The organism is Nocardia xishanensis NBRC 101358, assembly GCF_001613365.1.
In the GTDB taxonomy this organism is placed as follows: Bacteria; Actinomycetota; Actinomycetes; order Mycobacteriales; family Mycobacteriaceae; genus Nocardia; species Nocardia xishanensis.
This window is the reverse complement of the sequence record NZ_BDCF01000009.1, coordinates 70,663-93,760: the sequence shown is the minus strand read 5'-3', so window position 1 is coordinate 93,760 and position 23,098 is coordinate 70,663. Positions and strand designations below refer to the sequence as shown.

Here is a 23,098-nt window from a genome sequence, read left to right as displayed (position 1 = left end):
AGCCATGACGTGGCTTGGCAGACAACAATTGAACTCTAACAGTGGCACCGGACGAGCTCGTCACTCGTCCGGTGCCACTAGTTGCAGAGTACCGTCAGCCCAGCTCGGTGACAGTGCCACCGGCCGCGGTGATCTTCTCCTTGGCGGCGCCGGTCACCTTGTCGACGGTCACCTGGACCGCGACGCCGATCTCGCCATCGCCGAGAACCTTGACCAGCTGGTTCTTGCGCACCGCGCCGGCGGCGACCAGCTCGGCCTTGCCGATCTCGCCGCCCTGCGGGAACAGCTCGGCGATCTTGCCCACGTTCACGACCTGGTACTCGGTGCGGAACCGGTTCGTGAAGCCCTTGAGCTTGGGCAGCCGCATGTGCAGCGGCATCTGCCCGCCCTCGAAGGCGGCCGGGACGTTCTTGCGCGCCTTGGTGCCCTTGGTACCACGGCCCGCGGTCTTGCCCTTGGAGCCTTCACCGCGACCAACGCGGGTCTTCTCGGTCTTGGCGCCAGGGGCGGGACGCAGGTGGTGCAACTTGATGGTCATGTCAGACCTCCTCAACTGTCACGAGGTGGCGCACGACGTTGATCAGCCCGCGGTTCTGGGCGTTGTCCTCACGCACGACCGACTTGCGGATGCCACGCAGGCCGAGGGTCCGCAGGCTGTCGCGCTGATTCTGCTTGGCGCCGATCGAACTCTTGATCTGGGTCACCTTGAGATCTGCCATTGTCAGGCTCCCTGTCCCGCACGCGCACGCAGCATGCCCGCCGGAGCGACGTCCTCGAGGGGCAGGCCACGACGGGCCGCCACCTCTTCCGGACGCTGCAGCTGCTTGAGCGCGGCAACCGTCGCGTGCACGACGTTGATCGCGTTGTCGCTACCGAGCGACTTGGCCAGAATGTCGTGAATGCCAGCGCATTCCAGCACGGCACGAGCCGCGCCACCGGCGATCACACCGGTACCGGGGGAAGCCGGACGCAGCATGACCACGCCGGCCGCCGCCTCACCCTGAACCGGGTGGGTGATGGTGGAGCCGATCATCGGGACGCGGAAGAAGCCCTTGCGAGCCTCCTCGACACCCTTCTGGATGGCCGCGGGAACTTCCTTGGCCTTGCCGTAGCCGACGCCGACCAGACCGTTGCCGTCGCCGACGATCACGAGGGCGGTGAAGCTGAAGCGACGACCACCCTTCACGACCTTGGAGACGCGGTTGATCGCGACGACGCGCTCGAGCTGGTTCTTCTCGGCCGCGTTGTCCCGACGGTCGCCGCCACCGCGACGATCGCCACCGCCGCGACGATCGCCGCGGCCGCCCTCGGGGTTGCTGCCATTCTGTCCGGCGGGTCCGTTTCCGCCGTCACGCCGCTGACGTCCCGGCATCAGACGTTCCTTCCGTTCGCAATCATCATCATCAGAACTTCAACCCGCCTTCGCGAGCGGCATCGGCCAGTGCGGCGATGCGGCCGTGGTAGTCGTGGCCACCACGGTCGAATACGACGGCCTCGACACCGGCTGCCTTGGCACGGGCGGCGATCAGCTCGCCGACCTTCTTGCCCTTGGCGGTCTTGTCGCCCTCGACCGCGCGCACGTCGGCCTCGATCGAGGACGCCGCGGCGATGGTCTTGCCGAGCGAGTCGTCGATCAGCTGCGCGTGCAGGTGGCGCGAGGAGCGGTTGACCACCAGGCGCGGACGCTCGGTGGTGCCCGCGACCTTCTTGCGCAAGCGGAAGTGACGGCGCGTCTTCGACAGACGACGCTGGGTCGACACGTCCTTGCCCAGCGGAATGCGCTTGGCCTTCTGGTTTTCGGTTTGCGCCATGATCACTTACCCGTCTTTCCGACCTTGCGGCGAACGACCTCGCCTGCGTAGCGGATGCCCTTGCCCTTGTACGGGTCGGGCTTGCGCAGGCCGTGGATGACCGCCGAAATCTGGCCGACCTTCTGCTTGTCGATTCCGGACACGGAGAACTTGGTGGGCGATTCCACCGCGAAGGTGATGCCCTCGGGCGCCTCGATCGGCACCGGGTGGCTGTAGCCGAGCGCGAACTCGAGGTTCGAACCCTTGGCCGCCACGCGGTAACCGACGCCGAAGATTTCCATCTTCTTCTCGTAGCCCTTGGTCACGCCCTCGATCATGTTCGAGATCAGGGTGCGGGTCAGGCCGTGCAGCGAGCGGTTGCGGCGCTCGTCGTTCGGGCGAACGACCTCGAGCTGGCCGTCTTCGCCACGGGCGACGGTGATCGGCTCGGCGACCACGTGCGAGAGGGTGCCCTTGGGACCCTTCACCGACACGTTCTGGCCGTCGATGTTCACCTCGACACCGGACGGGATTGCGATGGGCTTCTTACCAATGCGCGACATTGTCCTGACCTCCCTTACCAGACGTAAGCGAGGACTTCGCCGCCCACGCCGCTCTGTGCCGCCTGCTTGTCGGTGAGCAGACCCTGCGACGTGGAGATGATGGCCACGCCGAGGCCGCCCAGGACCTTGGGCAGGTTGGTGGATTTCGCGTACACACGAAGACCGGGCTTGGAAACGCGGCGCACGCCGGCGAGGCTGCGCTCACGGCTCGGGCCGTACTTGAGGTCGACGATGAGCGTCTTGCCCACCTGCGCGTCCTCGGTCCGGTAGTCGGCGATGTAGCCCTCACGCTTGAGGATCTCGGCGATGTTCGCCTTGAGCTTCGAGTGCGGAGCCTTCACCTGATCGTGGTACGCCGAGTTGGCGTTGCGCAGACGGGTCAGAAAGTCTGCGATCGGATCAGTCATGGTCATAGTTCGACCTCGACACCTTTCTCGCTGCGGTTCCCATACAGCACCCGCGCGCCCGGGAGCGCGCTGATGGTGGGCCTACAACAATTCGGCTGGTCCGGTCGGCAACTGCCGACCGGCGGGGTACGTATCGCCCGGATCGGTACACATGCGGACATGGAGGCGCCCAGGCAACCGCTCTAGTGTAGGCAATGGTCTGACCAGGACAAAATCGGGGTCGAGCGGCCCGATCACCCGCGCCGGCACCGACAACCGCCCTTGCTGGTATCTACAACATATGCCACCATACACATATGCCTCTCAAGCGGACCATGGTCTACGCCGACGTCGACGACCTCGCGACGATCAAGGAGGCTGCTGCGCGCACCCACGTCAGCGAGGCGGAGATCATCAGGGACGCAATTCACTTGGCGGCGATGCGAGTGCGGCGCCGCTCGGAGCCTCTACGGCTACGCCGGTTCGCCAGCGGTGATCCGACCCTGGCCGAACGCGTTGACGAAATCCTCGTCGAAGACGACACGCGGTGACGTCGCGATCCCATGGGATCGACGCAACCGGCGCGGGCATAGTCATCGCCGACACTTCCGGCATCCTTGCCGCTTTCGACACTTCCTCGCCCGAAAGCGACAGCGCGTTCAAGGTGCTCGAAGCCGCTGGCCTGATCGTATTGTCGCCGCTTATCCTCGCCGAACTCGACCACGTCGGCAGGCGCGCGCTCGGGCAAGCGCATGCGGTCTCGATGATCGAGGACATAACAGCTCAAGCGCGCCTCGGCCTGTTCGAAATCGCGACCCTGAGTACGGACGTCCTCGATCAGGCGAATGCAGTACGGACCCTTTACCCCGCCTTACGTCTTGATCTCGCCGATGCCGTCGGCGTAGCACTCGCGGCCGAGTACGAAACCGACGCGATCCTCACACTCGACCGCCGAGATTTCCGAGCCCTCACACCGCTCACATCACACACGGCGTTTCGGGTCCTTCCGGACGACCTCTGATCGAGTCGTCTCGACTCGCGACTGAACGAGCAGGTCCACTTTTCACCGCTACTGAGGCGCGCCAGGCGGCGACCTCCGCGACGACTTCCGGCAGCGCGGCGAGGATTCGTCACGCTGCGGTGCTCGCGCCCGTCGTCCGTCTCGGTGCGTCGACCGCACCACCACCGACCCCCGAACGGTCGACGCGTCGAGAATCGGCGCACCAAGCAGTCCGAGCGGGCGCACCGCACCGATCGAGTCGACCGAACGACCGCACCACCGAACCTGGCGCTGTGACGCGCACGGGTGGCAGGCCGAGCAGCGACCAGTTCGCCCAATTCGGGTGCGCCACAACCTCTTCCTGGATCCGACGGCCGTGCTACTCGCCGCCACACAGCACGATCACGAAGCGTGTCCAATCGTCGCTTCATCAGATAGCCTGAAGCGCAACCGAACTCAGTGGGGCGCGCATGCTGCGGCCTGAGACGGTTCTCGATGAGCCGCCGTCCTCGCGACACCCCGATGCCCGGGATCGGTTGTATCGCCGTCGCGTACAAGGCGGCACATCGACGATGAGGTCAGCGCCGCGAGCAGGAATCCGGCGTTCGAAGGCAAGCACCGAGCGCAGCAAAGAGGTGAAGCACATGCCGGTCAGTGGGGGGTTCTCGCCGGCCTGTTCGCTACCGAGTCGACCAGCGATCCACCACCTTCGGCCCCACGCAGAACCTGAGCAGGGCGTCGCGAGATCGGCGAAGCACGCTTGTCGGCCGAACGACGGCACGCAGCGGTTGGAGGTGTAGTGGACCGACTGACCGCCAAGTTCGAGGAGCTGGCCAGCGTTATAGCGATCCCTTATCCGTGGAACGCATCGGCATATGTCGCCCGTGTGGCCGAGTACCGGGGGCGAGCAATCCAGCTGTGCCCAATCGATCCCGAGGCCTTGGCAGGAACAGGCTGCGGTACAGGATCTGGTCTGTGGATCGCCCGTGAACACGACGATGTGATCATGTACGGCGGCGAGACACCGTGGCACAACGACCAGATCATCGCTCACGAGATCGGGCACATGCTGCTCGGACACGGACTCGACAATGCCGACAACGCCGACGACGCGGCAGACCTTCCGCTACACGAACTGATGCCGTCGCTGTCGGCCGACGCGATCCGCAGCGTGCTGCGACGTGACGACTACGGCAGCGATCGAGAGCACGACGCGGAAGCTTTCGCCGACTTGTTGATGGTCCATGCAATGTTGCCCCGCCGGCGTGCGAGCCGGTTACGGTCGACCTTCTTTCGCACACAGCATCGGTGATATGACCTCTCCGATACCGGAATACCTCACCGTGCCCGTGATCGTTGGCATCGTCCTGACCCTCATCGGTCGGTGGTCACTGCTACGCGACACCATCGTCGACAGGCTGATCAACCGTGCGATCGCCGCATCGCTGGTCGGCATGTTGCTGCGCGAATCGTGGTTCGAGCATGCCTTGACCTGGGCGCTTCCCGGCGACGACGACACTGTGGTGAACCTCGCCCGCCAGCTCTCTTTCGGCGCGATCCTGCTCATCGTGTCCAATCTCTACGGCATCGCGAAGCTATGGGACGGCGCGGGCCCTGACCGTGCCTACCAACGACAGCGCATCTACGACCTGGTCGTTGCCACCGCCACCGTCATCATCCTCATCGCCGGAACACCCGCCCGCCGCGCGAACCTATTGGTGGATCAGCTCCTCGGCCGGCCGGCTGTCGTGCTCTGGATCGCGTTTTGCCTGCCCGTGGGCATTACCGCCGTACTCGTCGGCCGGATCTGCATCAGGGAGATGCTGACAGGCGACATCACCCGCCAGGAGCGTGCGGTCTTCGTCGTCATCCTGTGTACCGCCGTCGCGCTCGGGTTCGACGTGAGCACCATCGTCATCGAGACGATCGGATGTGTGCTGACGGATCGACCGGTCTTGGATCCGGAGATGCACCGCAAGGCGTGGTCCTTCGCCACCTCGACATTCTTCGCGGTCAGCGTCTCGGCTGTCCCCCTGATCAGCACACTCACCGTGCGCCTCGGCCGCGATCGCACCGGGCGTTACCTTCGCAGGCTCCGGCCGCTGTGGACCGACCTGACCGCCGCCGTACCCGAGGTAGTGCTCGATAGCACGACAAGCCGGGGACAGCCTGACCCCGCCATCCGGCTCCACCGCATGACCATGGAGATCCGCGACAGCCTGCTGCACCTGCGCCGCTACGTCACCATCGATGATGCCGACTACCAGGATCCGCAGGTCTATACCCGCCGCATTGCCGAGGCCATCGTCGCGAAGGCCGCAGGTCGACCGCCTGTCGACAACATCGCGAAAACCAAGCACCGTGCGCAACCCGGCGTCCGGGACCTCAATGCCGAGCTCCATGAACTGCTCGCGCTCGCCCACGCATGGCCGCAGGTACGCGGCCAGATCACCACCCACGGCCACCGGCGCGACACGTCGCTGGCCCGATAGGAGTTTCAATGGCAGTTCGCACGCCCTCGACCACGGAGTCCAGAGCTCCGCTTCCGCACCCGCGGTGGCGGCTGCCGGTATTCGGCGATCTCCTCACCACCGACCCGATCAAGCCCACGCAGATGTCGATGCGTGACGCACAGGCGCTCGGGCCCATCTTCGAACGCCGGATCATGGATTGGCCCATGATCGTTGTCTCGGGCGCGGACCTGATCGCCGAGATCAACGACGAGAAGAACTGGACCAAGCACGTCGGGGTGCTGTTCAAGAAGATCCGGCCCGTCGCCCGTGACGGCCTGTTCACCGCGTACAACAGTGAGCCGAACTGGCAGAAGGCCCACAACATCCTCGCCCCCTCCTTCACCAAGGAGGCCATGATCGGCTACCACGACACGATGAATGCGGTGGCCGGAGACCTGATCGCCTACTGGGCTTCGCGCCGAGGCCAGTGGGTCGACGTCGCAGAAGACATGAACCGCTTCACCCTCGAAGTCATCAGCAAGTGCGGATTCGACTTCACCTTCGACTCGTTCACCCGCGAGAAGACCCACCCGTTCGTGGCGACCATGCTGCGGGGACTGCGGTACATCAACAGCAATGCCAACCTCCCGCCGATCATCCAGAAGACGGTCGGCCGCAGCGCGTCTATCCAGCACAAACGCGACATCGCCTACGTCCATGAGGTCGTCGACGAGATCATCGCCACCCGCAAGTCCAGCGGCACCGTCGGCGAGCACAGTGACCTGCTCGACCGCATGCTCACGGTCCCCGACCCCGAGACCGGCGAGACCCTCGACGACCTCAACATCCGCAACCAGATCCTGACCTTCCTCGTCGCAGGCCACGAGACCAGCGCGGGCGTGCTCGCCTTCGCACTGTACGAGATCGCACGCAATCCAGGGATCGCCGCGCGGGCGCGCGAGGAGCTGGCCGAACGGTTCCCCGGCCAGAGTCACCTGACAATCGCGTTCGACGACGTCGCGAAACTGCGGTACATCCGCCGCATCGTCGACGAAACGCTGCGGCTGTGGCCGGTCGCGCCGGGATACTTCCGGGAAGCCCGCCACGACGTGGTGATCGGAGACGGCCGCTATCACTTCAAGGCCGGTGAGTGGGTTCTCGTCCTGACGTTGCAGGCCCACCGAGACAAGACGGTGTGGGGCGAGGACGCCGAGAAATTCGATCCCGACCGTTGGCTGCCAGGCCGCCAGCGAGACCAGCGCGCCTACAAGCCCTTCGGCACCGGGTTACGCGCCTGCATCGGCCGCCAGTTCGCGTACCACGAAGTGATGCTCGCCCTGGCCCACCTCCTGCGCGAATTCGACTTCGAGCACGACCCCGGCTACAAGCTCGACATCAAGGAGCAGATCACGCTCAAGCCTTCGGGATTCAAGCTGCGGTTGTCGCCTCGGAGCAGCTGAAGCCACCGCTGCGCGCCATCCGCGAGGCGGCCACCTGACTGCGGCGCTATCGGCACTGGTCAGCGCCGTGAAAGCGGTGGCAGGGCGTCAGCTGGACACTACGATGAGGACATGTCGAGTCCGCGTATCGAACGCCCCGACCTCCCCGAGTACATGACATGGGAGTAGCTCGAGCAGTTGCCGGAGGAGATCGCGGAGCAGATCGAACTCTGGAACGGCCGGGTCGTCTGGCCGCGACGCGGTCCTTCGGAGCATCAGACTTTTACGAACCTGATGTGGAGCGCCCTCAGGCGCTGCGCGCAAACGGATTTGCCGGACCGCCCGGAACGCTGTTGGCGCGTCACCACCGAGACGAACGTCTTCCTCGGCAAGAGCGGTAAGTCCGACTTCCTGACGCCGGACTTCCTCATACATCGTTGCCTCGACCAGCCCTACCAGGACCTTCGCGCCGCCGACACCCTGCTGGTCGGCGAAGTCCTTTCACCCTCGAACACCCAGTCCGATATCGAGGCGAAAAAGGGACGCTACGCGGGCGCCGGAATTCCCTGGTACTGGGAAGTGACCCTGGAGCGCGAGAACAGCGCCATCGCCATAGTCCACGCCTATGCCCTGGAGACCACGCACGGCCAGCTCCCGCCCGGGGTCCACCCGCTCTACCCGGCCAACTATCTACTGACCGGCAAATGGACACCGAAGGACTCCGACGCCATCGCGATAGACTTCCCGTTCCCCATCCACATCCCCTGGTCCGAACTCGAATTCTGAACTCGCACAAAGGGATTTCGGCCGGGCCGCCTTCGGGTCGTGGTAATACTCGATTCTGCAGTAGTGGCCACGGCCATGGCATCGAACGCGCGAAAGCGCGGGCTCCGGTTATCCGCGCTTTCGCCTCGCCTGGCCGACGCTCAGCGGCAAGCCGGGTTCGGGTGCGGCTGCGTGCTGCCCCACGGACCACACATCAGCAGCTTGAGCAGGCCCAGCGGGAAGTCGATGGCCGCGGAGCCGGTGCCCGAGGAACCGGAATCCGCGACCGGTGCGGCCTGCGGCGCCACCGGAGCCGGGGCCGCCATCGCGGGCGCGGCACCCGCGCCCAGGATGGCCACGGACGCGACGGCGACAGCGAATTTTGTTGCGAGATGGTTCATTTCATCCTCCATGTGATGGTCCACACGGAAGATCGGTAATCAGAAACGTCTGTTACTACATATTGAGATAACGCCCCGATCCGAAGCTGTTCTTAACATTGCCCAGGCAACCACGCTTGGCTGAAAACGGAGGCGGAGATACCCCTAGCGAGTCGGACGGCGGGGTACAGGACGGTTCGGATCCGAAGTCCGCGTGTCGCCGTCCGGACTGGCGAGGCATCGTTCCAGGGCGGTGAACGCGGTGATCGCTTCGGGTGACTCGAAGGCCCGGTTGCGGCGGCCGATGGTGAGCTGGCGCAGGATTCCGGCCTCGGTCAAGCGGTCGACCGCGGCATTCGCGGCGGGGAAGCTGCGGCCGATCAGAGTGGCCGCGGTGGACACCGTGAGGATCGGGGCTCCGATGAGTTTGCCGAGGAGCAGGTCCAGTGCGGAGTTCGCCCGCACCGGCGCCACTCGATCCCGCCACGAGCGTTGCAGATCAGCGGCTTTCACTTCGAAAGCTCTGGCATCCTCGGCTGCCCGGGTACAGGCCGCGGCGAAGCGCGCCACCCACGTGTTCAGATCGTCGGTAGCCTGCACTGATTCAGTCGAACCGATGTGACGGAAGCGAGTCAAGCCGTCGATATAGCCATCACTCCAGGTAGCGAGGACCAGCGACACCGGCGCGATGACGCGTTCGGCCACGCCACGCCGACGCAGGACGAGATGGATCAACGCTCGCCCGGTGCGGCCGTTGCCGTCGATGAACGGGTGGATCGTCTCGAACTGGGCGTGCGCGATCGCCGCTTGCGCGACAGCGGGCAGGTCGTCGCTGTTGCAGAAGTCGATCAGATCTTTCATCAACTCCGGCACATATTCCGGCGGCGGCGGAACGAATGCGGCCGAGCAGGGGTTGAAGGAGCTGCCGCCGATCCAGTTCTGTACGTCGCGTAGGCATCCGCCGTGCTCTGCCAGCTTGGTGCCCGCCAGTAGTCGACGATGCACCTCGAGCAGAACGCCCTCGCCGATCGACTCGCCGCGACCGACCGCATTAGTGGCCACTGCCATCGCGTCGATATTCGCCAGCACCTCGGTGGCCGTCACATCCGAGGACTCACCCTCCAGCTGTCGCGCCGCCTCCGCGCGCAGGAGCCGCCGGGCACCGATCTCCAGCCCCTCGATCCGCGACGATGCGACAGCTTCGGCGCGTAGCAGCGATCGAGACAACGCCTCTGTCTCGACCAGGGCTACCGCCTCGGTGTCGAGCCGGGCGATGGCCACTTCGGCATCGACAACGCGCGCCCCGAACGCGCGAGGGCACGGACTCGTCGGAGTCCGTGCCCTCGTGCGGTGTTCGGTTATCCGTGCGCGCTCACGAGGAGCGCGAGCTCACCAGGAGCTCTTGTGCACGCCCGGCAGCTCGCCGCGGTGCGCCATTTCGCGCAGGCACACGCGGCAGAGGCCGAACTTGCGGTAGACAGCGTGCGGGCGGCCGCAGCGCTGGCAGCGGGTGTAGGCGCGCACCGCGAACTTCGGCTTGGCGTTGGCCTTGTTGACCAGTGCTTTCTTAGCCATGTGTTCAGTTCTCCTTGAACGGGAAGCCGAGGTGCTTCAGCAGGGCACGGCCTTCTTCGTTGTTGGTCGCGGTGGTCACCACGGTGATGTCCATACCGCGCGGGCGGTCGATCTTGTCCACGTCGATCTCGTGGAACATCGACTGCTCGCTCAGGCCGAACGTGTAGTTGCCGTTGCCGTCGAACTGCTTCGGCGACAGGCCGCGGAAGTCGCGGATACGGGGCAGCGCGATGGAGACCAGGCGGTCCAGGAACTCCCACATGCGGTCACCGCGGAGGGTGACCTTCGCGCCGATCGGCATGCCCTCACGCAGCTTGAACTGCGCGATGGACTTGGTCGCCTTGCGGATCTGCGGCTTCTGACCGGTGATCAGCGCCAGGTCCTCGACGGCGCCGTTGATCAGCTTGGCGTCGCGGGCGGCGTCGCCGACACCCATGTTCACGACGACCTTGACCACGCCAGGGATCTGCATCACGTTGGCGTAGTTGAACTCGCTGTTCAGCGCGTCCTTGATCTCGGCGCGGTAGCGCTGCTTCAGGCGCGGCTGGGTCTTCTCAGAGGTGGTCATGTCAGATGTCCTTCCCGTTCTTACGGGAGATCCGGACCCGCTTGCCGCTCTCCTCGTCGGTCCGGTAGCCGATACGGGTCGGCTTGCCGTCGGAGTCGACAACCATCACGTTCGACACGTGGATGGGGGCTTCCTGGGTCACGATGCCGCCCGAGGAGGCGCCGCGCTGGTTGGCGGAGTTCGCGACGTGCTTCTTGATCCGGTTCACGCCCTCGACGAGGACCTTGTTGGTCGCCGGGTAGGCCTGGATGACCTTGCCCTTGGCGCCCTTGTCCTTGCCCGAGATGACGAGCACGGTGTCGCCCTTGTGCACCTTCATGTCAGAGCACCTCCGGAGCCAGCGAGACGATCTTCATGAACTTCTTGTCGCGCAGCTCGCGGCCGACCGGGCCGAAGATACGAGTACCGCGCGGGTCGTTGTCCGCCTTGATGAGCACGGCGGCGTTCTCGTCGAACTTGATGTAGGAACCGTCCGGACGGCGGCGCTCCTTCACGGTGCGCACGACGACGGCCTTCACCACGTCACCACGCTTGACGTTGCCGCCGGGGATGGCGTCCTTCACGGTGGCGACGATGATGTCGCCGATACCGGCATAGCGACGCGACGAACCACCGAGAACGCGGATGCAGAGGATTTCCTTCGCACCCGTGTTGTCGGCGACGCGCAGTCGCGACTCCTGCTGAATCACTTCAGCCTCCTTGACCTGGACGTATACGCACGCCGGATTGCCGACCCGACGGGCATGGTCGTGTCACCACCCGAACGCGCGCCTGCCAGCGGTTTCGTATGGTCTGAGCAAGAACTCGAGAGCCAACCACTGGGGGTTCGCGGCCAGGATGCGGGCACAGCTCCCGCAGGCAACCGGTCTAGTGTATGGGAATCCCCAGGTCGTTCCCAAATCGGGAGCGCAGGCCGAGGAATCCGTGCCCGCGACCGGCCGCGCCGGTAGCCTCGGCGCGAACGAACGTCGCCATCGATCACAACGTGCGGGCGTGAACCGCATCGGGGAGAGGATTCACGTGACATCAAACGGTCGCCGGGCCCAGCTGGACCGCCGCGCCTTCCTGATCGCACTCGGCGTCGCCGCTCCCGCCGCGGCGCTGCTGTCCTCCTGCACGAGCGACGGCGACGCCAGCACCGTGCGGCTGACCGGCGTCGACATGGGCGGGGCCGATCAGCTCGTCCGACCACAGGACGATCTGTACCGGCACGTCAACGGCGCCTGGCTGCGCGACTACCAGCTACCGCCGGACAAGTCCGAGGTCGGCGCGATCAGCGAGGCGATCGATCGCACCAACGAGCAGCTGCGCGCCATCATCGAGGGCATCGAGAACCCGAAGCCCGGCTCGGAGGCGCAGCAGATCCGCGATCTGTACGACGCCAGGTTGGACCTGGCGGAGATCGAGCGGCTCGGCATGAGCCCGCTGGCCGACCTCTTCGCGAAGATCGACGGCGCGGCGAACAAGAGCGAGCTGGCCAAGGTGATGGCCGAGCTGCCGATCGGCGGCCTGATCGGCCTCGGCATCAACGTCGACCGGAAGAACTCCAGCGCCTACATCCCCTCGATCGGGCAGTCCGGTCTGATGCTCGGCGAGCAGGAGTACCGCAAGCCCGAGTTCGCCGCCCGGATCGCCGGCTACAAGGTCTACCTGGAGAAGATGGCCGCCGGCGCTGGGTTCCCCGACCCCGCCGGGCTGGCCCAACGGGTGCTCGACCTGGAGACCAGGATCGCGGCGGCGCACTGGGACAGCGTGCGCGCGCGCGATACCGACGCCACCTACAACCTGATGAGCTGGAACGAACTGAAGGCTCTCGCACCGCAATTCGACTGGGATCAGTGGCTGGCGGGCAACACCGACCGGCCGCGATCGCTGTTCGAGAAGATCGTGGTCGGCCAGCCGTCGTTCGTCACCGCGGCCGGGCAGCTCTGGGACGAGGTGGATATCGCGCAGTGGCGCGAGTACCTGCGCGTGCACGTCACCAACGCCTACGGCAGGTTCTTGCCCAAGGCCATCGCCGACGCGCGGTTCGACTTCGTCGGCAAGGTGCTCGGCGGGCTCGAGGAGCGGCCGGAGCTGTGGAAGTCGGCGGTCGGCGTGGTCGACGACAATCTCGGCGAGCAGCTCGGCAAGCTGTACGTGGACGAGCACTTCCCGCCGGAGGCCAAGCGGCGCGCGCAGGAGATGATCGCCGACCTGATGGCCGCGTACCGGGAGAACTTCACCAATTCGTCCTGGATGTCGCAGCCCACCCGCGAGGCCTCGCTCGCCAAGCTCGCCAAGATCAACGTGAAGATCGGCTACCCGGACAAGTGGGTCGACTACTCCGGGCTGAAGATCACCAGGGGCAAGCTGATCGAATCCCTGCGCGCGATCAACGCTTTCGAGGTGAAGCGGGCCTTCGACAAGCTCGGCACTCCGGTCGACAAGTCGGAGTGGGCGATGTCGCCGCAGACGGTGAACGCCTACTACTCCCCCACGAACAACGAGATCGCCTTCCCCGCCGCGTATCTCCAGCCGCCGTACTTCGACAAGGACGCGACCACCGCGGTGAACTACGGCGCGGTCGGCGCCACCATCGGCCACGAGATCGGCCACGGCTTCGATGATCAGGGCGCCAAGTACGACGGCGAGGGCAACCGCCGCGACTGGTGGACCCCGGAGGACCTGGCCGCGTTCAAGGCCAAGACCGATCAGGTCATCGCGCAGTTCGACGGACTGGTGCCCGAGGGCCTCGATCCCAAGTACAAGGTGGACGGCAAGCTGACCGTCGGCGAGAACCTGGCCGACCTGCGCGGCTTGCAGATCGCGCTGGCGGCCTACCGGATCGCCGCCGAACGCGAGGGCGTCACGCCCGACTACCGGGAGATGTTCTTCTCGCACGCCCGCACCTGGCGCGAGAAGCAGACCGAGGAGTCCACCGTCTCCCGGCTGCAAGACACCCACGCCCCCAACGAATTCCGCTGCAACCAGGTGGTGCGCAATATCGCGGAGTTCTACACGACCTTCGAGGTGAAGGAAGGCGACGACCTGTTCCTGCCGCCGGAGCAGCGGGTCAGTCTCTGAGCCGCACCGGCATTCGGCCGAGGGTCACCGCCGGCGCCGTCGCGCGGCGATCGTCATCTCCGGCCGGATCCCGGTGCGAGTAGGCCGTCGACGAGGGCGCGCAGGCCCTCGGCGTAGGTGTCGGCGGCGCTGAGCGCGGCCCACCGAGGGCCGAGTTCGGCCAGGCGCGGGAGCGTTTCGGGGTCGAGGTCGGCGAAGACCTCGTCGCGGTAGGTGGGCCGTTCGTCGGCGGCGCGACGAACGGCGTTGCCGCGGATGAGGATTTCTCCCGCGGTGTAGTGCCAGATGGCGCGGTACGCGTGCGCGGCACGGTCGAGGGTGAGACCTGCGGCGACGGCAGCGTCGATGATGTTCTCGCTGAACCACAGTGCGGACAGCCCGAACAAATCGCCCTCGGTGAGCACCTCGACGATCCACGGACGAGCGGCCAGCACGTCGTGCATCGCGGTGGCGGCGACCAGGATTCGCTGTTTCGGATCGGCCGGCAGATCCGGCAAGGCGACCTGGTCCGCGTAGTCGTTGAGCAGCACACGCAGCAGGTCCTCTTTGTCGCGCACGTGGTGGTAGAGCGCCATCGGCGTGCAGCCGAGTTCGGTGGCCAGCCTGCGCATCGTCAGCTTCTCGACGCCCTCCGCATCGAGCACCGCGTGCGCGGCCGCGACGATCTCCGCGCGGGAGATGCGCGCGGGCCTGCCGGTGCGGCGCTCCGACGACGCGCGGTCAGCCGACGGTTCATGGTCGTCCGCCTTCGCACCGGCTGGCTTACGGCGCGCCGGTGCGGTGCGCTCACCCGGCTCACGCTGCGACGACGAAGGGGACATGGGCCCCATCTTCGCGTACGGCGAGGCGAAGGTGTGGACAAGGGTCCGCCGCGCGGTTAGTTTTTATACATGTATAAAAACTCGAATCGAAGACCTGGGGTCGCGTTGACGGCGGTGGCCGTCGCGCAGTTCATGGTCGCGTTGGACATGGCGGTGGTGAACGTGGCGCTGCCCGCGATTCGCGCGGATCTCGGGTTCGCGCCCCTCGATCTGGCCTGGGTGGTGCACGTCTACGCGCTGACCTTCGGCGGGTTCCTGCTGCTCGGCGGCAAGGCCGCGGATGTGTTCGGGCGACGCAGGCTGTTTCTCGGCGGGCTCGTCTTCTTCGGAATCGCGTCGCTCGCAGGCGGATTGGCACAGGCGCCGTGGGAGCTGGTCGGGTCGCGGGCGATTCAAGGCGTCGCCGCCGCGGCCGTCGCACCCGCCGCGCTGGCGACCCTCACCACCACCTTCGCCGAGGGGCCCGCGCGGGTTCGGGCGCTCGGGGTCTGGGGTGCGGTGAACGCGGCGGGCGGCGCGATGGGCGTGCTGGTCGGCGGGCTGCTCACCGAGTACCTGAGCTGGCGCTGGGTGATGTTGATCAACGCGCCGATCGTGGTGGTCACATTGGTCGCGGTGCTGGCCGGCGTCGCCGCCGATACGTCCGGCGGCGCGGCGCGGCGGCTGGACATTGCCGGGGCGGCGCTGGCCACCGGCGGAGTCGGCCTGCTGGTTGTCGGCGTGATCCGCACCGAGCGGTACGGCTGGCTCTCGTCGGTTACCGGAGCGACACTGGCCGCCGCGGCGGTGACGCTCGCGGCGTTCGTCGCGTGGGAGCGGCGCGCCGCGGACCCGCTGCTTCGCCTCGGGCTGTTCCGCAGCCGTTGGGTCACGGGCGCGAACACCTTCGTATTTCTAGCCGCCGCTGCGCAATTCGCGGCCTTCTACCTGACATCGCTGTACTTGCAGCAGGTGCTCGGCATGAGCGCGGGCGCGGCGGGTGCGGCGTTCGTGCCGTTCTCACTCGCGGTCATCGCGGGCACGGTGGCCGCCACCAAGCTCGGGGCGCGGCGCTCGCCGCGCGGGCCGCTGATCGGCGGTGGAGCGGTCGCCGCGCTCGGGATCGGATGGTTCGCGCTGATCAGTCCGGATGGCGGGTTCATCGCCGACGTACTCGGCCCGTCGCTGGTTGGCGGATTCGGGCTCGGACTGTGTCTCGCGCCGGTCGCGACCGCCGCGACGATGGGCGTCGCCGGCGCCGAAGCCGGAATGGCCTCGGGAGTCTTCAACAGCGCCAGGCAACTCGGCGGCAGCGTCGGCGTCGCCGCCCTGGCCACCCTCGCCGCCGCCCGCACCGGGGACCGGATGGATCCGGCGGGCCTCAACGACGGCTACGCGCTCGGCTTGGCCGTTGCCGCACTGCTCTTCGTCGGGGCGGCGGCCGTCGCGGCCCTCGTACTGCCCGCCGCACGCCGCGCGCCGAAAGCGAAACAACCACTGCTGGAAGAACTTCCCGCGGTCACTCGATGAAAGGAAACACCATGAAGTCCATCGATCTGTTCAGCAGGGCCCTGCAGTTCCGCCCCGACGGCAACGTCGGAACCGCCCCCCGCCGTATGGCCGACGACTCAGGCGGCTGGCAGCTGGCCGCCTTCCACGTCGAAACCGACGCCGACGTGCACGCCGACCACTGGGAGATCCACCCGTCCAGCGAGGAGGCCGTCTGCTGTCTCTCCGGCGGATTCCGCCTCTACCTGCGCCCCGAGAACGCAGGCGATCCCGAAACCGTGGTGCCCCTGTGTGCGGGCAGCGCTTATGTCGTTCCCCGAAACCGTTGGCACCGCATCGAACTCGACGAGCCCTCCGACATCATGTCCATCGGCCTGCGCGCCGAGACCCGTCAGGAACCGGTCACACCTTGATCCGTTCCTTCGGCCACGCCTTGGCGAGCCGGAGCAAATCACGAAGACCCGCGGCGCGGTCGTCCACCCCGAGCGCTTGTACGGCGCTCGCGGGTGCGCCGCCGCGCGTGCGGGGTGGTTCGCCGGAGGTCTTCGCTCGTGCGGCGTGCGCGATCCGCCTGGCGTAGTCGGCCATGCTCGGCTCGCCCGACGGTTCCGGCTCGTAGGGCCGCAGGTGCAGCAACGCGTCCTGGATCTCGACCGTCATCCGATACAGCCGCTGCATCGGCTCACCGGGGTGCGAATCATCCGGTAGCAGCACGATTTCCGGGACGGCGGCGGTGAGGTCGCACCACAGTGGCCGCAATTCTCGGCATGCGCGGCCGTTTCGATCGAACCCGCTGCGCACAAGCGCGGCACTGAACAGCGGGATCGCGATCAATGCCGTCACTACGGCGAGCATCACGAAAGTTGCTACGGCCCACGGCAAACCGGGTTCCACGTACGGTGTCCCCGCGATGGTGCGGAACGCACCAACCCCCGACGCGAAGCAGCAGTACAACCCGAAGACGAGCAGAGCGTAGTACGCCCAACGCTCCCCGGTCGTCGGGTCGGCCGTGCGGAGTTCTCGTACGCACGCCTTGGCGATCAGTGCTCCACAACTCACGATGACGAGACTGCCCGCCGTCCAGATCACTCTGCTCTGGGCGGCGGGAGCGCCGAGCAGACCGGCCAGCGCCGGGCCCGACAGGATGAGCGCTCCCGTGATCGCGCCGACTCTGTTGTATCGAGGCTGCCGGGATCGCAGCGTCTCGGGGTCCATGCCGGCGAGCAGCCTGGCGAACCCGTACCCGTAGGCCAGTGCCATCGCACCAAGTCCGAGGAACAAGCGCTCCGCGAGATCGCGCACGCCGAGCACACTCGCGATCTCGTACGCGACGATCGCCGCCAGATCCCAGCTCAACGCCGCATTGATCAGCCGATCGATCAGCAACTCGTTCACCAGGAACCAACGCCCCACAATTATCGCGGCGATGAACACGGCCACCGCCCCCACGCCCGCGAGCGGCAAAGTACTCACGCCAGCACCCTAACCACCCGGCACCGACACAGCCTGGGACCGCTTCCGCTGAGCCCGCTAGCGGACGAGGTCGGCGAAGCTTATTTCTCCGATGATGACGTGCTCCAGCTCGAGAGAGCCTTCTCGGTGCAGCCGGTGCAAGCGGTACTCCCCCGCGTGCGCGTCAAGGCGGAACTCGCGTACTTCCTCGATCTCGTACTTGGTGTCGAGTGAAACCACCAGATAGAGAGGGATTCCCACCCGGGCATACTGAGCCTTCTTGTCGAGCAAGTCCTCGGCCGCGGTCGAGGGCGACGACACCTCGACGACGATCAATGCGTCCGACGCCTCCGGTTTGGCGCCACGCTCGGGCAGACAGCGGTAGACCGTGACATCGGGCCGACGGAACGTGAACTTCGGGATCCGCCAGAGCACCACATCGATATCGGTCTCGACCCGAATGCACGGCTCGGTGCTCGGCGGCTGTTCCATGGCGCTCGCCAGCCGCCGGGCAACTCGATTGTGTTCGGGCACCGGTGACTCGCAGACGATCACGTGCCCATGCACCACTTCGATCTCGCGGGCGATGTTCTCCGGCAGCCGACGGTACTGCTCCTCGGTCATCTCGTGCGGCAGATGCTCGGACATGCGCGCAGCGTACCCAGGCTGGGAGTCGTCCTCGTCGTATCCGGCCGAGGGCCATTTCAGGGATAGGTTAGGCTTGGCTGACTAAATCTGGTGGCTCGGAAGGGCAGATCGAGGGGTTCCTCGGTGAAGGAGGGTTCGGCGATGAGGTCTGTTCGGGCGTCCCGCGGTTGGGCGCGGGCGGTGGTGTCCGTGCTGGCCGGCGCCATGGCCCTCGGCGTCACCGCGTGTGGATCGTCGAGTGACGCGGCGAGCGGTGACGGCGAGTCGATCACCGTCAGCCACGTCAGGGGCGAGACCACCATCACCGGGGTACCGAAGAAGATCGTCGTGCTCGGCAACCAGTGGCTCGACACCAGCATCGCGCTCGGCGTGACGCCCGCCGCCTACATCGACAATGTCGCCGTGCTCGGCAAAAGCGCGCCGCCGTGGCAGCCCAAGATCGGCGAGGGCGCGAAACCGCTGAGTACCACGGGCAACTTGGCCGAACAGGTCGCCGCGCTGGAACCGGACCTGATCCTGGCCGACTCCTTTATCGCCGATCAGAAGAACTACGACGAGTTCTCCAGGGTCGCGCCGACTCTGCCCGGCCTCGGCAAGGAGATCGTCACGCCCTGGCAGGACCTGGTGACCACGCTCGGCAAGGTGCTGCACAAGCAGGACGAGGCGACGAAGCTCATCGCGGGCGTGAACGACAAGATCGCGGGCATCACGACGGCCAACCCCGGCCTGAAGGGCAAGACCTTCGCCAGCACCTGGCTGGCCAGCATGACCCAGCTGATGGTGCTCAACGACCCGAACGACGGATCGAGCAAGGTGTTCGCCCAGCTCGGTCTCGGCATTCCGAAGAACCTCGTCGATCTGCCCGCCAACCAGGGCCGCGTCGCGCTGTCGCCGGAGCGCGTCAACGAGCTCAGCGCCGACCTGCTGCTGGCCGGTTTCTCGGCGGGCATGGACGAAAAGTGGCGCCAGCTGCCCGGTTACGCCGAGCTGCCCGCGGTGAAGAAGGACGCGGTCGTCTTCCTCACCACGCAGGAGATCACCGGGGTCAACCAGCCGACCGTGCTGAGCATCCCGTTCATCCTGGACAAGCTGTCGCCCGCGCTGGCCAACGTCGCGAAGTAAGAAGCAAGAGGAGTTCCCGGTGCCCGCCGTCACCACCTACCCCGATCAGACCCGGTTCGCGCTGCGCGACGGCGTCACCTGCGTCACCGTGCCGACGGGTGCGGTGCTGTTGAATCCACCGAACAACCAGAAGCTCACCGACCTCGGCGCGGACCAGGTGCGGGCGCTGAAGACGCTGAACCAGGGCCCGTCCACGCTCGGCGAGTTGGCGGGCACGGACGGCGGCGACGGGGTCGGCGAGCTGGTGGAGCGCCTGACCGACGGCGGCTGGCTGTCGGTGACCGTGCGCGACGGCGGCCGCGACCTCTACACCATCCGGCCATTCGCCAACCCGCCCGCCCGGCCGAAGACCCCGCTGCCGTGGTCGGCCACCCTCTCGAAATTCGCTGTGCTGCACCGTGACTCGGAGGGCTTCGTGCTGGAGCATCCGCTGGCCTGGTGCGATCTGCGCATCCACGACCCGCGCTTGCTCGGCCTGCTCGACGGCCCCGGCGCGGCCGACTCCACCCTGCCGGTCGGGATCAAGTCCCAGCTCGCCGACGACCTGCACTGGTGCGGATTCCTTGTCGCCGATCCGGACGCCGAGGAACGCGAGTTCACCACGCGCAGCTGGAGCGCGCCCGACCTGTGGTTCCACCGCCGCAGCACGCTCGGTCCGCGCACCATCACCTGGGAGCACTTCGGCCCGACCAAGTGGGGCAAGCCGTCCTTCCCACAGCCGCCCGCGCGCAAGCCGAACTACCCCGGCGCGGCGATCACGCTGGCCGAGCCCGACCTGGACAAGTTGCGCATCGCCGACCCCAGCCTCACCGACGTGCTCGAAGACCGGGTCTCCTGCCGCGATTTCGACGACGCCGCGCCGATGAACGTCGACCAGTTGGGCGAGCTGCTGTACCGCACCGCCCGCACCCGCTCGGTCCGCCAGGTCGCCGACGGCGAGGAGCTCACCTCGCGCCCGTACCCCTCGGGCGGCAGCGTGTACGAGCTGGAGCTGTACCCGATCGTGCGCAACGTCGCGGGTCTGGAACCCGGTATGTACCACTACGATTCGTTCGACCACGTGCTGCGTCCCGTCGCCCCCGCCGACTCGCCCGCCGTGCAGAAGCTGATCCGCTCCACCTCGGCCACGCTGGTCGACGGCGGCGAACCGCAGCTGGTCCTGCTGATGGCCGCGCGCTCGGGGCGCGTGATGTGGACCTACGAGCAGGTCGCCTACGCGAGCATCCTCAAGCACGTCGGCGTGCTCATGCAGACGGTGTATCTCGCGGCCACCGCGATGGGTCTCGGCGCGTGCGCGCAGGGCTTCAGCGACACCGCCGCGTTCGTCTCCGCCGCGGGCGTGAACGAGCTCGAGGAATGCAACGTCGGCAGCATCATCGTCGGTTCGCCCGCGCGGGCTCGCTGACCGCGCCCGGCCAGGCCCTGGCCAGCTCGAGCAGGTGCCCGAGTTCGGCGTCCACATCCTGGCCCGCGTACGGGTTCTCCCCCGCCGCCAGCTCGGCGGACGGCGCGACCCCGGCCGCCTTGGCGTCGACGGCTTGCGCGATCCGGCGCGCGTAGGCCGCGATGCCGAGCTCGCCGGAGTCGTCCCGCGGCATGTACATCCGCAGCTGCCGTAGCGCGTCCCTGCTCTCGACGACCATGCGGTAGAGGCGCGAGTCCGGTTCGGTGATCCGTCCGGTCGCGGGCAACACGACTTCGGGAACGGCGGTCGTGAGGTCGCGCCAGAGCGGGCGCAGCGTGCGTAGTTCCCGCCCGGTGCGGTCGAGTCCGCTGTACACGCCAACGGCCCTGACCAGCGGCACCGCCGTGAGCAGGGTGACGAACAGGTAGACCAGGCACGAGGCCACGGTCCATTCGGTGGGATAAGTGACGCCGCGCAGGACCGATATGGCCGCGGCGAAAAGGGCCGCGCCGCACCAGTAAGCGGCGGTCACCATCAACGCCGAGTAGGCGATCCGCTCCAATCGTGAACTCGCGCGCGGCATTTCGCGCAGGCAAGCGCGCATAATGCGCACTCCCGCCCCGGCCATCGGCAGCTGGAAGACCGCGACCCACAGCAAAGTCCGCCACCAGTTCGCGGGCGCGGCGAGACCGTCACCGAGCAACAGCAACCCCGCGCCGCTCACCGCGAAAACGTCGTATCCCCACTGCCTGCGACGGACCGCTCGTGGGTCGGCGCCGTCGAACAATTCGGCCAAGCCGTAAACACTGGCCAACGCCAGCACACCGCAGACGAGGAAGACCCTGCTCGGGTAGCCGTCGGCACTCAGATCGGTGTCCCACAGCGCGGCGAACACGCAGATCGCGCTGAAACTCAACGCCCGGTTGATGAGTCGGTCGGCGGGCGTCTCGTTCACCAGCGACCACCGGCCGACGGTCACCGCGACCTGCAGCCCGAACGCCGGAACCATAAGCCCTATCGGCGCCGCGCCGCTCATGCCGGACATCCGGGCATCGACATCGGATGTGCGTCCTTGTCCAGCCGATTCACCGCATGGACGACCGGATGACGTCCGCACGGAGGGCGGGCCATTCGCGGGCCAGTTCCAGCAACATCTGAAGGTCCGCAGCACGGTGCCCTTCGCCACGCGAGAGTCCGTCGCCCACACCATCGGCAGGAAGCGCTTTCCGCACGAGCTCAGGCATCTGCCGGGCGAGCGCCTCGCGCTCGTCGCCGACGTGCGTATCTCCGGGCGATTCGAGATCCAGTTTTCTGAGATAGAGCAGAGCGTCCGAGATTTCGACCATCATGCGGTAACGCCGCGCGACCGAGTCCGCGTGATGGAGTTTCCGGTCGAGGACGACTCCCGGCACCACCGCCGTGAGGTCCAGCCACATCGGACGCAACTGGCGGCAGTCACGACCGGCCCCGTCCAACCCCAATCGTTCGAGGACCACTGTGACCAGCGGAACAGCCACGAGTACCGCGTAGAGCAACAGACAGATGAACGCGCCGACACTGCCCGCCGCGCCCGGCTCGGTCGGCGGCTTGCCCGCCGCGATGTTGATCAGCGCGGTGACCGTCAGCACGCCGGAGGAGCAGGCGAGCACCAGCAGGCTGGAGTAGGTCAATCTTTCCTGCACCGTGGCGACTTGGCCGCGCAGCTCTCGCACGCACGCCCGGGCGATCAATACCACGGACACCGCGATCATGATGTCGGCCGCCACCCAGACCACCGTGTACCAATCGAGAATTCGATCGATGGAGAGCACGCGGCCGATCGGCGACACCGCGACGATCGCGGCGCCCGCTACCGTCACGGCGACCAAGTGATAGTTCCGCAATCGGACCGCCGCGTTCTCGGTGTCGCCGCGGTCGAGCAGCCGAGCCAGACCGTAGACGTTGGCCATGGCGAGCAATCCGCTGGTGATGAACACCTGCGGCGCGAGTTCGGGAAACCCGAGCCATACCACGATGCCGTACGCGAACACCCCACCGACGCTCCAGGTCAAGGCACGATTGAGCAGCAGGTCGATCGTGCTGTGGCGGAGCAGAACCCATCGTGCGCCGATGATCGCGGACGTGATCACGAGGACCGGAACGAGGACCGAGGCGGGCGTCGAGTTCATCACCACCGA

Annotated in this window: 28 protein-coding genes; 11 read left to right on the top strand and 17 right to left on the bottom strand. The window is 66.7% G+C overall.

Annotated features, from left to right (window positions below):
• Positions 1–94: 94 nt before the first annotated feature.
• The 6 genes from rplO to rpsH are packed head-to-tail and all read right to left on the bottom strand — an operon-like array spanning position 95 to position 2,766.
• Positions 95–538, bottom strand: a complete 444-nt coding sequence (gene rplO / locus NX1_RS10015; RefSeq protein ID WP_067833562.1) for a 50S ribosomal protein L15 — start codon at positions 536–538, stop codon at positions 95–97.
• 1 nt (position 539) lies between these two features.
• Complete coding sequence (rpmD, locus tag NX1_RS10010) at positions 540–719, bottom strand: 50S ribosomal protein L30 (protein WP_014349110.1); 180 nt, start codon at positions 717–719, stop codon at positions 540–542.
• A gap of 2 nt (positions 720–721) precedes the next feature.
• Positions 722–1,372, bottom strand: a complete 651-nt coding sequence (gene rpsE, locus NX1_RS10005; RefSeq protein ID WP_068056958.1) for a 30S ribosomal protein S5 — start codon at positions 1,370–1,372, stop codon at positions 722–724.
• Between the two features lie 31 nt (positions 1,373–1,403).
• Positions 1,404–1,811: a 50S ribosomal protein L18 gene (gene rplR, locus NX1_RS10000; RefSeq protein ID WP_068056956.1), complete on the bottom strand. Its 408-nt coding sequence runs from the start codon at positions 1,809–1,811 to the stop codon at positions 1,404–1,406.
• 2 nt (positions 1,812–1,813) lie between these two features.
• The gene (gene rplF / locus NX1_RS09995; protein WP_068056953.1) at positions 1,814–2,353 is read right to left on the bottom strand and encodes a 50S ribosomal protein L6; all 540 of its coding nucleotides are present in this window, start codon (positions 2,351–2,353) and stop codon (positions 1,814–1,816) included.
• Between the two features lie 14 nt (positions 2,354–2,367).
• A complete protein-coding gene (gene rpsH, locus NX1_RS09990; protein WP_067785212.1) occupies positions 2,368–2,766 on the bottom strand; it encodes a 30S ribosomal protein S8 in 399 nt (132 codons plus the stop codon).
• A 290-nt stretch (positions 2,767–3,056) separates the two neighbouring features.
• Between rpsH and NX1_RS09985 the strand changes: the two genes are divergently transcribed.
• From NX1_RS09985 to NX1_RS09960, 6 genes are all read left to right on the top strand, one after another.
• Positions 3,057–3,290, top strand: coding sequence for a ribbon-helix-helix protein, CopG family (locus NX1_RS09985; RefSeq protein ID WP_068056951.1), 234 nt, complete (start codon positions 3,057–3,059; stop codon positions 3,288–3,290).
• Positions 3,287–3,760, top strand: a complete 474-nt coding sequence (locus NX1_RS09980) for a PIN domain-containing protein (RefSeq protein ID WP_245668417.1) — start codon at positions 3,287–3,289, stop codon at positions 3,758–3,760. The genes NX1_RS09985 and NX1_RS09980 overlap by 4 nt, the downstream gene beginning before the upstream one ends.
• Positions 3,761–4,538: 778 nt before the next feature.
• On the top strand, positions 4,539–5,051 hold the full coding sequence (locus tag NX1_RS09975; protein WP_084501294.1) for a hypothetical protein: 513 nt from the start codon (positions 4,539–4,541) through the stop codon (positions 5,049–5,051).
• Position 5,052: 1 nt separating this feature from the next.
• The gene (locus NX1_RS09970; RefSeq protein WP_068056949.1) at positions 5,053–6,231 is read left to right on the top strand and encodes an MAB_1171c family putative transporter; all 1,179 of its coding nucleotides are present in this window, start codon (positions 5,053–5,055) and stop codon (positions 6,229–6,231) included.
• Positions 6,232–6,239: 8 nt separating this feature from the next.
• Entirely contained in the window at positions 6,240–7,652 is a 1,413-nt protein-coding gene (locus NX1_RS09965) for a cytochrome P450 (protein ID WP_068056947.1), read from the top strand.
• 177 nt (positions 7,653–7,829) lie between these two features.
• Positions 7,830–8,417 carry a Uma2 family endonuclease gene (locus tag NX1_RS09960; protein WP_245668416.1) on the top strand — a complete coding sequence of 196 codons (588 nt, stop codon included), beginning with the start codon at positions 7,830–7,832 and terminating at the stop codon, positions 8,415–8,417.
• 140 nt (positions 8,418–8,557) lie between these two features.
• Here NX1_RS09960 and NX1_RS09955 read toward each other — a convergent pair whose 3' ends face one another.
• The 6 genes from NX1_RS09955 to rplN form a co-directional block, all read right to left on the bottom strand.
• Entirely contained in the window at positions 8,558–8,797 is a 240-nt protein-coding gene (locus NX1_RS09955; protein ID WP_157119654.1) for a hypothetical protein, read from the bottom strand.
• 144 nt (positions 8,798–8,941) lie between these two features.
• Entirely contained in the window at positions 8,942–10,138 is a 1,197-nt protein-coding gene (locus tag NX1_RS09950) for a Fic family protein (protein WP_068056943.1), read from the bottom strand.
• A gap of 27 nt (positions 10,139–10,165) precedes the next feature.
• The gene (locus NX1_RS09945; protein ID WP_014981705.1) at positions 10,166–10,351 is read right to left on the bottom strand and encodes a type Z 30S ribosomal protein S14; all 186 of its coding nucleotides are present in this window, start codon (positions 10,349–10,351) and stop codon (positions 10,166–10,168) included.
• A gap of 4 nt (positions 10,352–10,355) precedes the next feature.
• Positions 10,356–10,919, bottom strand: a complete 564-nt coding sequence (gene rplE, locus NX1_RS09940) for a 50S ribosomal protein L5 (protein ID WP_067785237.1) — start codon at positions 10,917–10,919, stop codon at positions 10,356–10,358.
• Between the two features lies 1 nt (position 10,920).
• Positions 10,921–11,238 (bottom strand): 50S ribosomal protein L24, encoded by a 318-nt coding sequence (rplX, locus tag NX1_RS09935; protein WP_068056941.1) that lies wholly within the window; start codon positions 11,236–11,238, stop codon positions 10,921–10,923.
• Position 11,239: 1 nt separating this feature from the next.
• Positions 11,240–11,608 (bottom strand): 50S ribosomal protein L14, encoded by a 369-nt coding sequence (gene rplN, locus NX1_RS09930; protein WP_014981702.1) that lies wholly within the window; start codon positions 11,606–11,608, stop codon positions 11,240–11,242.
• Between the two features lie 331 nt (positions 11,609–11,939).
• On the opposite strand from rplN, the gene NX1_RS09925 reads away from it, so the two are divergent.
• Positions 11,940–13,985 carry a M13 family metallopeptidase gene (locus tag NX1_RS09925; RefSeq protein WP_245668415.1) on the top strand — a complete coding sequence of 682 codons (2,046 nt, stop codon included), beginning with the start codon at positions 11,940–11,942 and terminating at the stop codon, positions 13,983–13,985.
• Positions 13,986–14,038: 53 nt separating this feature from the next.
• Here the strand turns inward: NX1_RS09925 and NX1_RS09920 are convergent, their stop codons facing one another.
• The gene (locus tag NX1_RS09920) at positions 14,039–14,806 is read right to left on the bottom strand and encodes a TetR/AcrR family transcriptional regulator (protein WP_084501292.1); all 768 of its coding nucleotides are present in this window, start codon (positions 14,804–14,806) and stop codon (positions 14,039–14,041) included.
• Positions 14,807–14,875: 69 nt separating this feature from the next.
• Here NX1_RS09920 and NX1_RS09915 point away from each other — a divergent pair, with 69 nt between their 5' ends.
• Both NX1_RS09915 and NX1_RS09910 read left to right on the top strand, forming a co-directional pair.
• Positions 14,876–16,315, top strand: coding sequence for an MFS transporter (locus NX1_RS09915; protein WP_068056939.1), 1,440 nt, complete (start codon positions 14,876–14,878; stop codon positions 16,313–16,315).
• 11 nt (positions 16,316–16,326) lie between these two features.
• Positions 16,327–16,707: a cupin domain-containing protein gene (locus NX1_RS09910; RefSeq protein ID WP_157119653.1), complete on the top strand. Its 381-nt coding sequence runs from the start codon at positions 16,327–16,329 to the stop codon at positions 16,705–16,707.
• Here the strand turns inward: NX1_RS09910 and NX1_RS09905 are convergent.
• Together NX1_RS09905 and NX1_RS09900 are read right to left on the bottom strand one after the other, a co-directional pair.
• Entirely contained in the window at positions 16,697–17,767 is a 1,071-nt protein-coding gene (locus NX1_RS09905; RefSeq protein ID WP_157119652.1) for an MAB_1171c family putative transporter, read from the bottom strand. The genes NX1_RS09910 and NX1_RS09905 overlap by 11 nt on opposite strands.
• Positions 17,768–17,824: 57 nt before the next feature.
• Positions 17,825–18,394 carry a Uma2 family endonuclease gene (locus NX1_RS09900; RefSeq protein ID WP_068056933.1) on the bottom strand — a complete coding sequence of 190 codons (570 nt, stop codon included), beginning with the start codon at positions 18,392–18,394 and terminating at the stop codon, positions 17,825–17,827.
• Positions 18,395–18,535: 141 nt separating this feature from the next.
• On the opposite strand from NX1_RS09900, the gene NX1_RS09895 reads away from it, so the two are divergent.
• Together NX1_RS09895 and NX1_RS09890 are read left to right on the top strand one after the other, a co-directional pair.
• Positions 18,536–19,516 carry an ABC transporter substrate-binding protein gene (locus NX1_RS09895; RefSeq protein ID WP_068057131.1) on the top strand — a complete coding sequence of 327 codons (981 nt, stop codon included), beginning with the start codon at positions 18,536–18,538 and terminating at the stop codon, positions 19,514–19,516.
• A gap of 19 nt (positions 19,517–19,535) precedes the next feature.
• Entirely contained in the window at positions 19,536–20,921 is a 1,386-nt protein-coding gene (locus tag NX1_RS09890; RefSeq protein ID WP_068056931.1) for a SagB family peptide dehydrogenase, read from the top strand.
• On the opposite strand, the gene NX1_RS09885 is transcribed toward NX1_RS09890, so the two are convergent.
• Together NX1_RS09885 and NX1_RS09880 are read right to left on the bottom strand one after the other, a co-directional pair.
• Positions 20,890–21,966, bottom strand: coding sequence for an MAB_1171c family putative transporter (locus tag NX1_RS09885; protein WP_169812212.1), 1,077 nt, complete (start codon positions 21,964–21,966; stop codon positions 20,890–20,892). The genes NX1_RS09890 and NX1_RS09885 overlap by 32 nt on opposite strands.
• Positions 21,967–22,006: 40 nt before the next feature.
• A complete protein-coding gene (locus NX1_RS09880) occupies positions 22,007–23,089 on the bottom strand; it encodes a DUF6545 domain-containing protein (RefSeq protein WP_068056927.1) in 1,083 nt (360 codons plus the stop codon).
• Between the last annotated feature and the right edge of the window lie 9 nt (positions 23,090–23,098).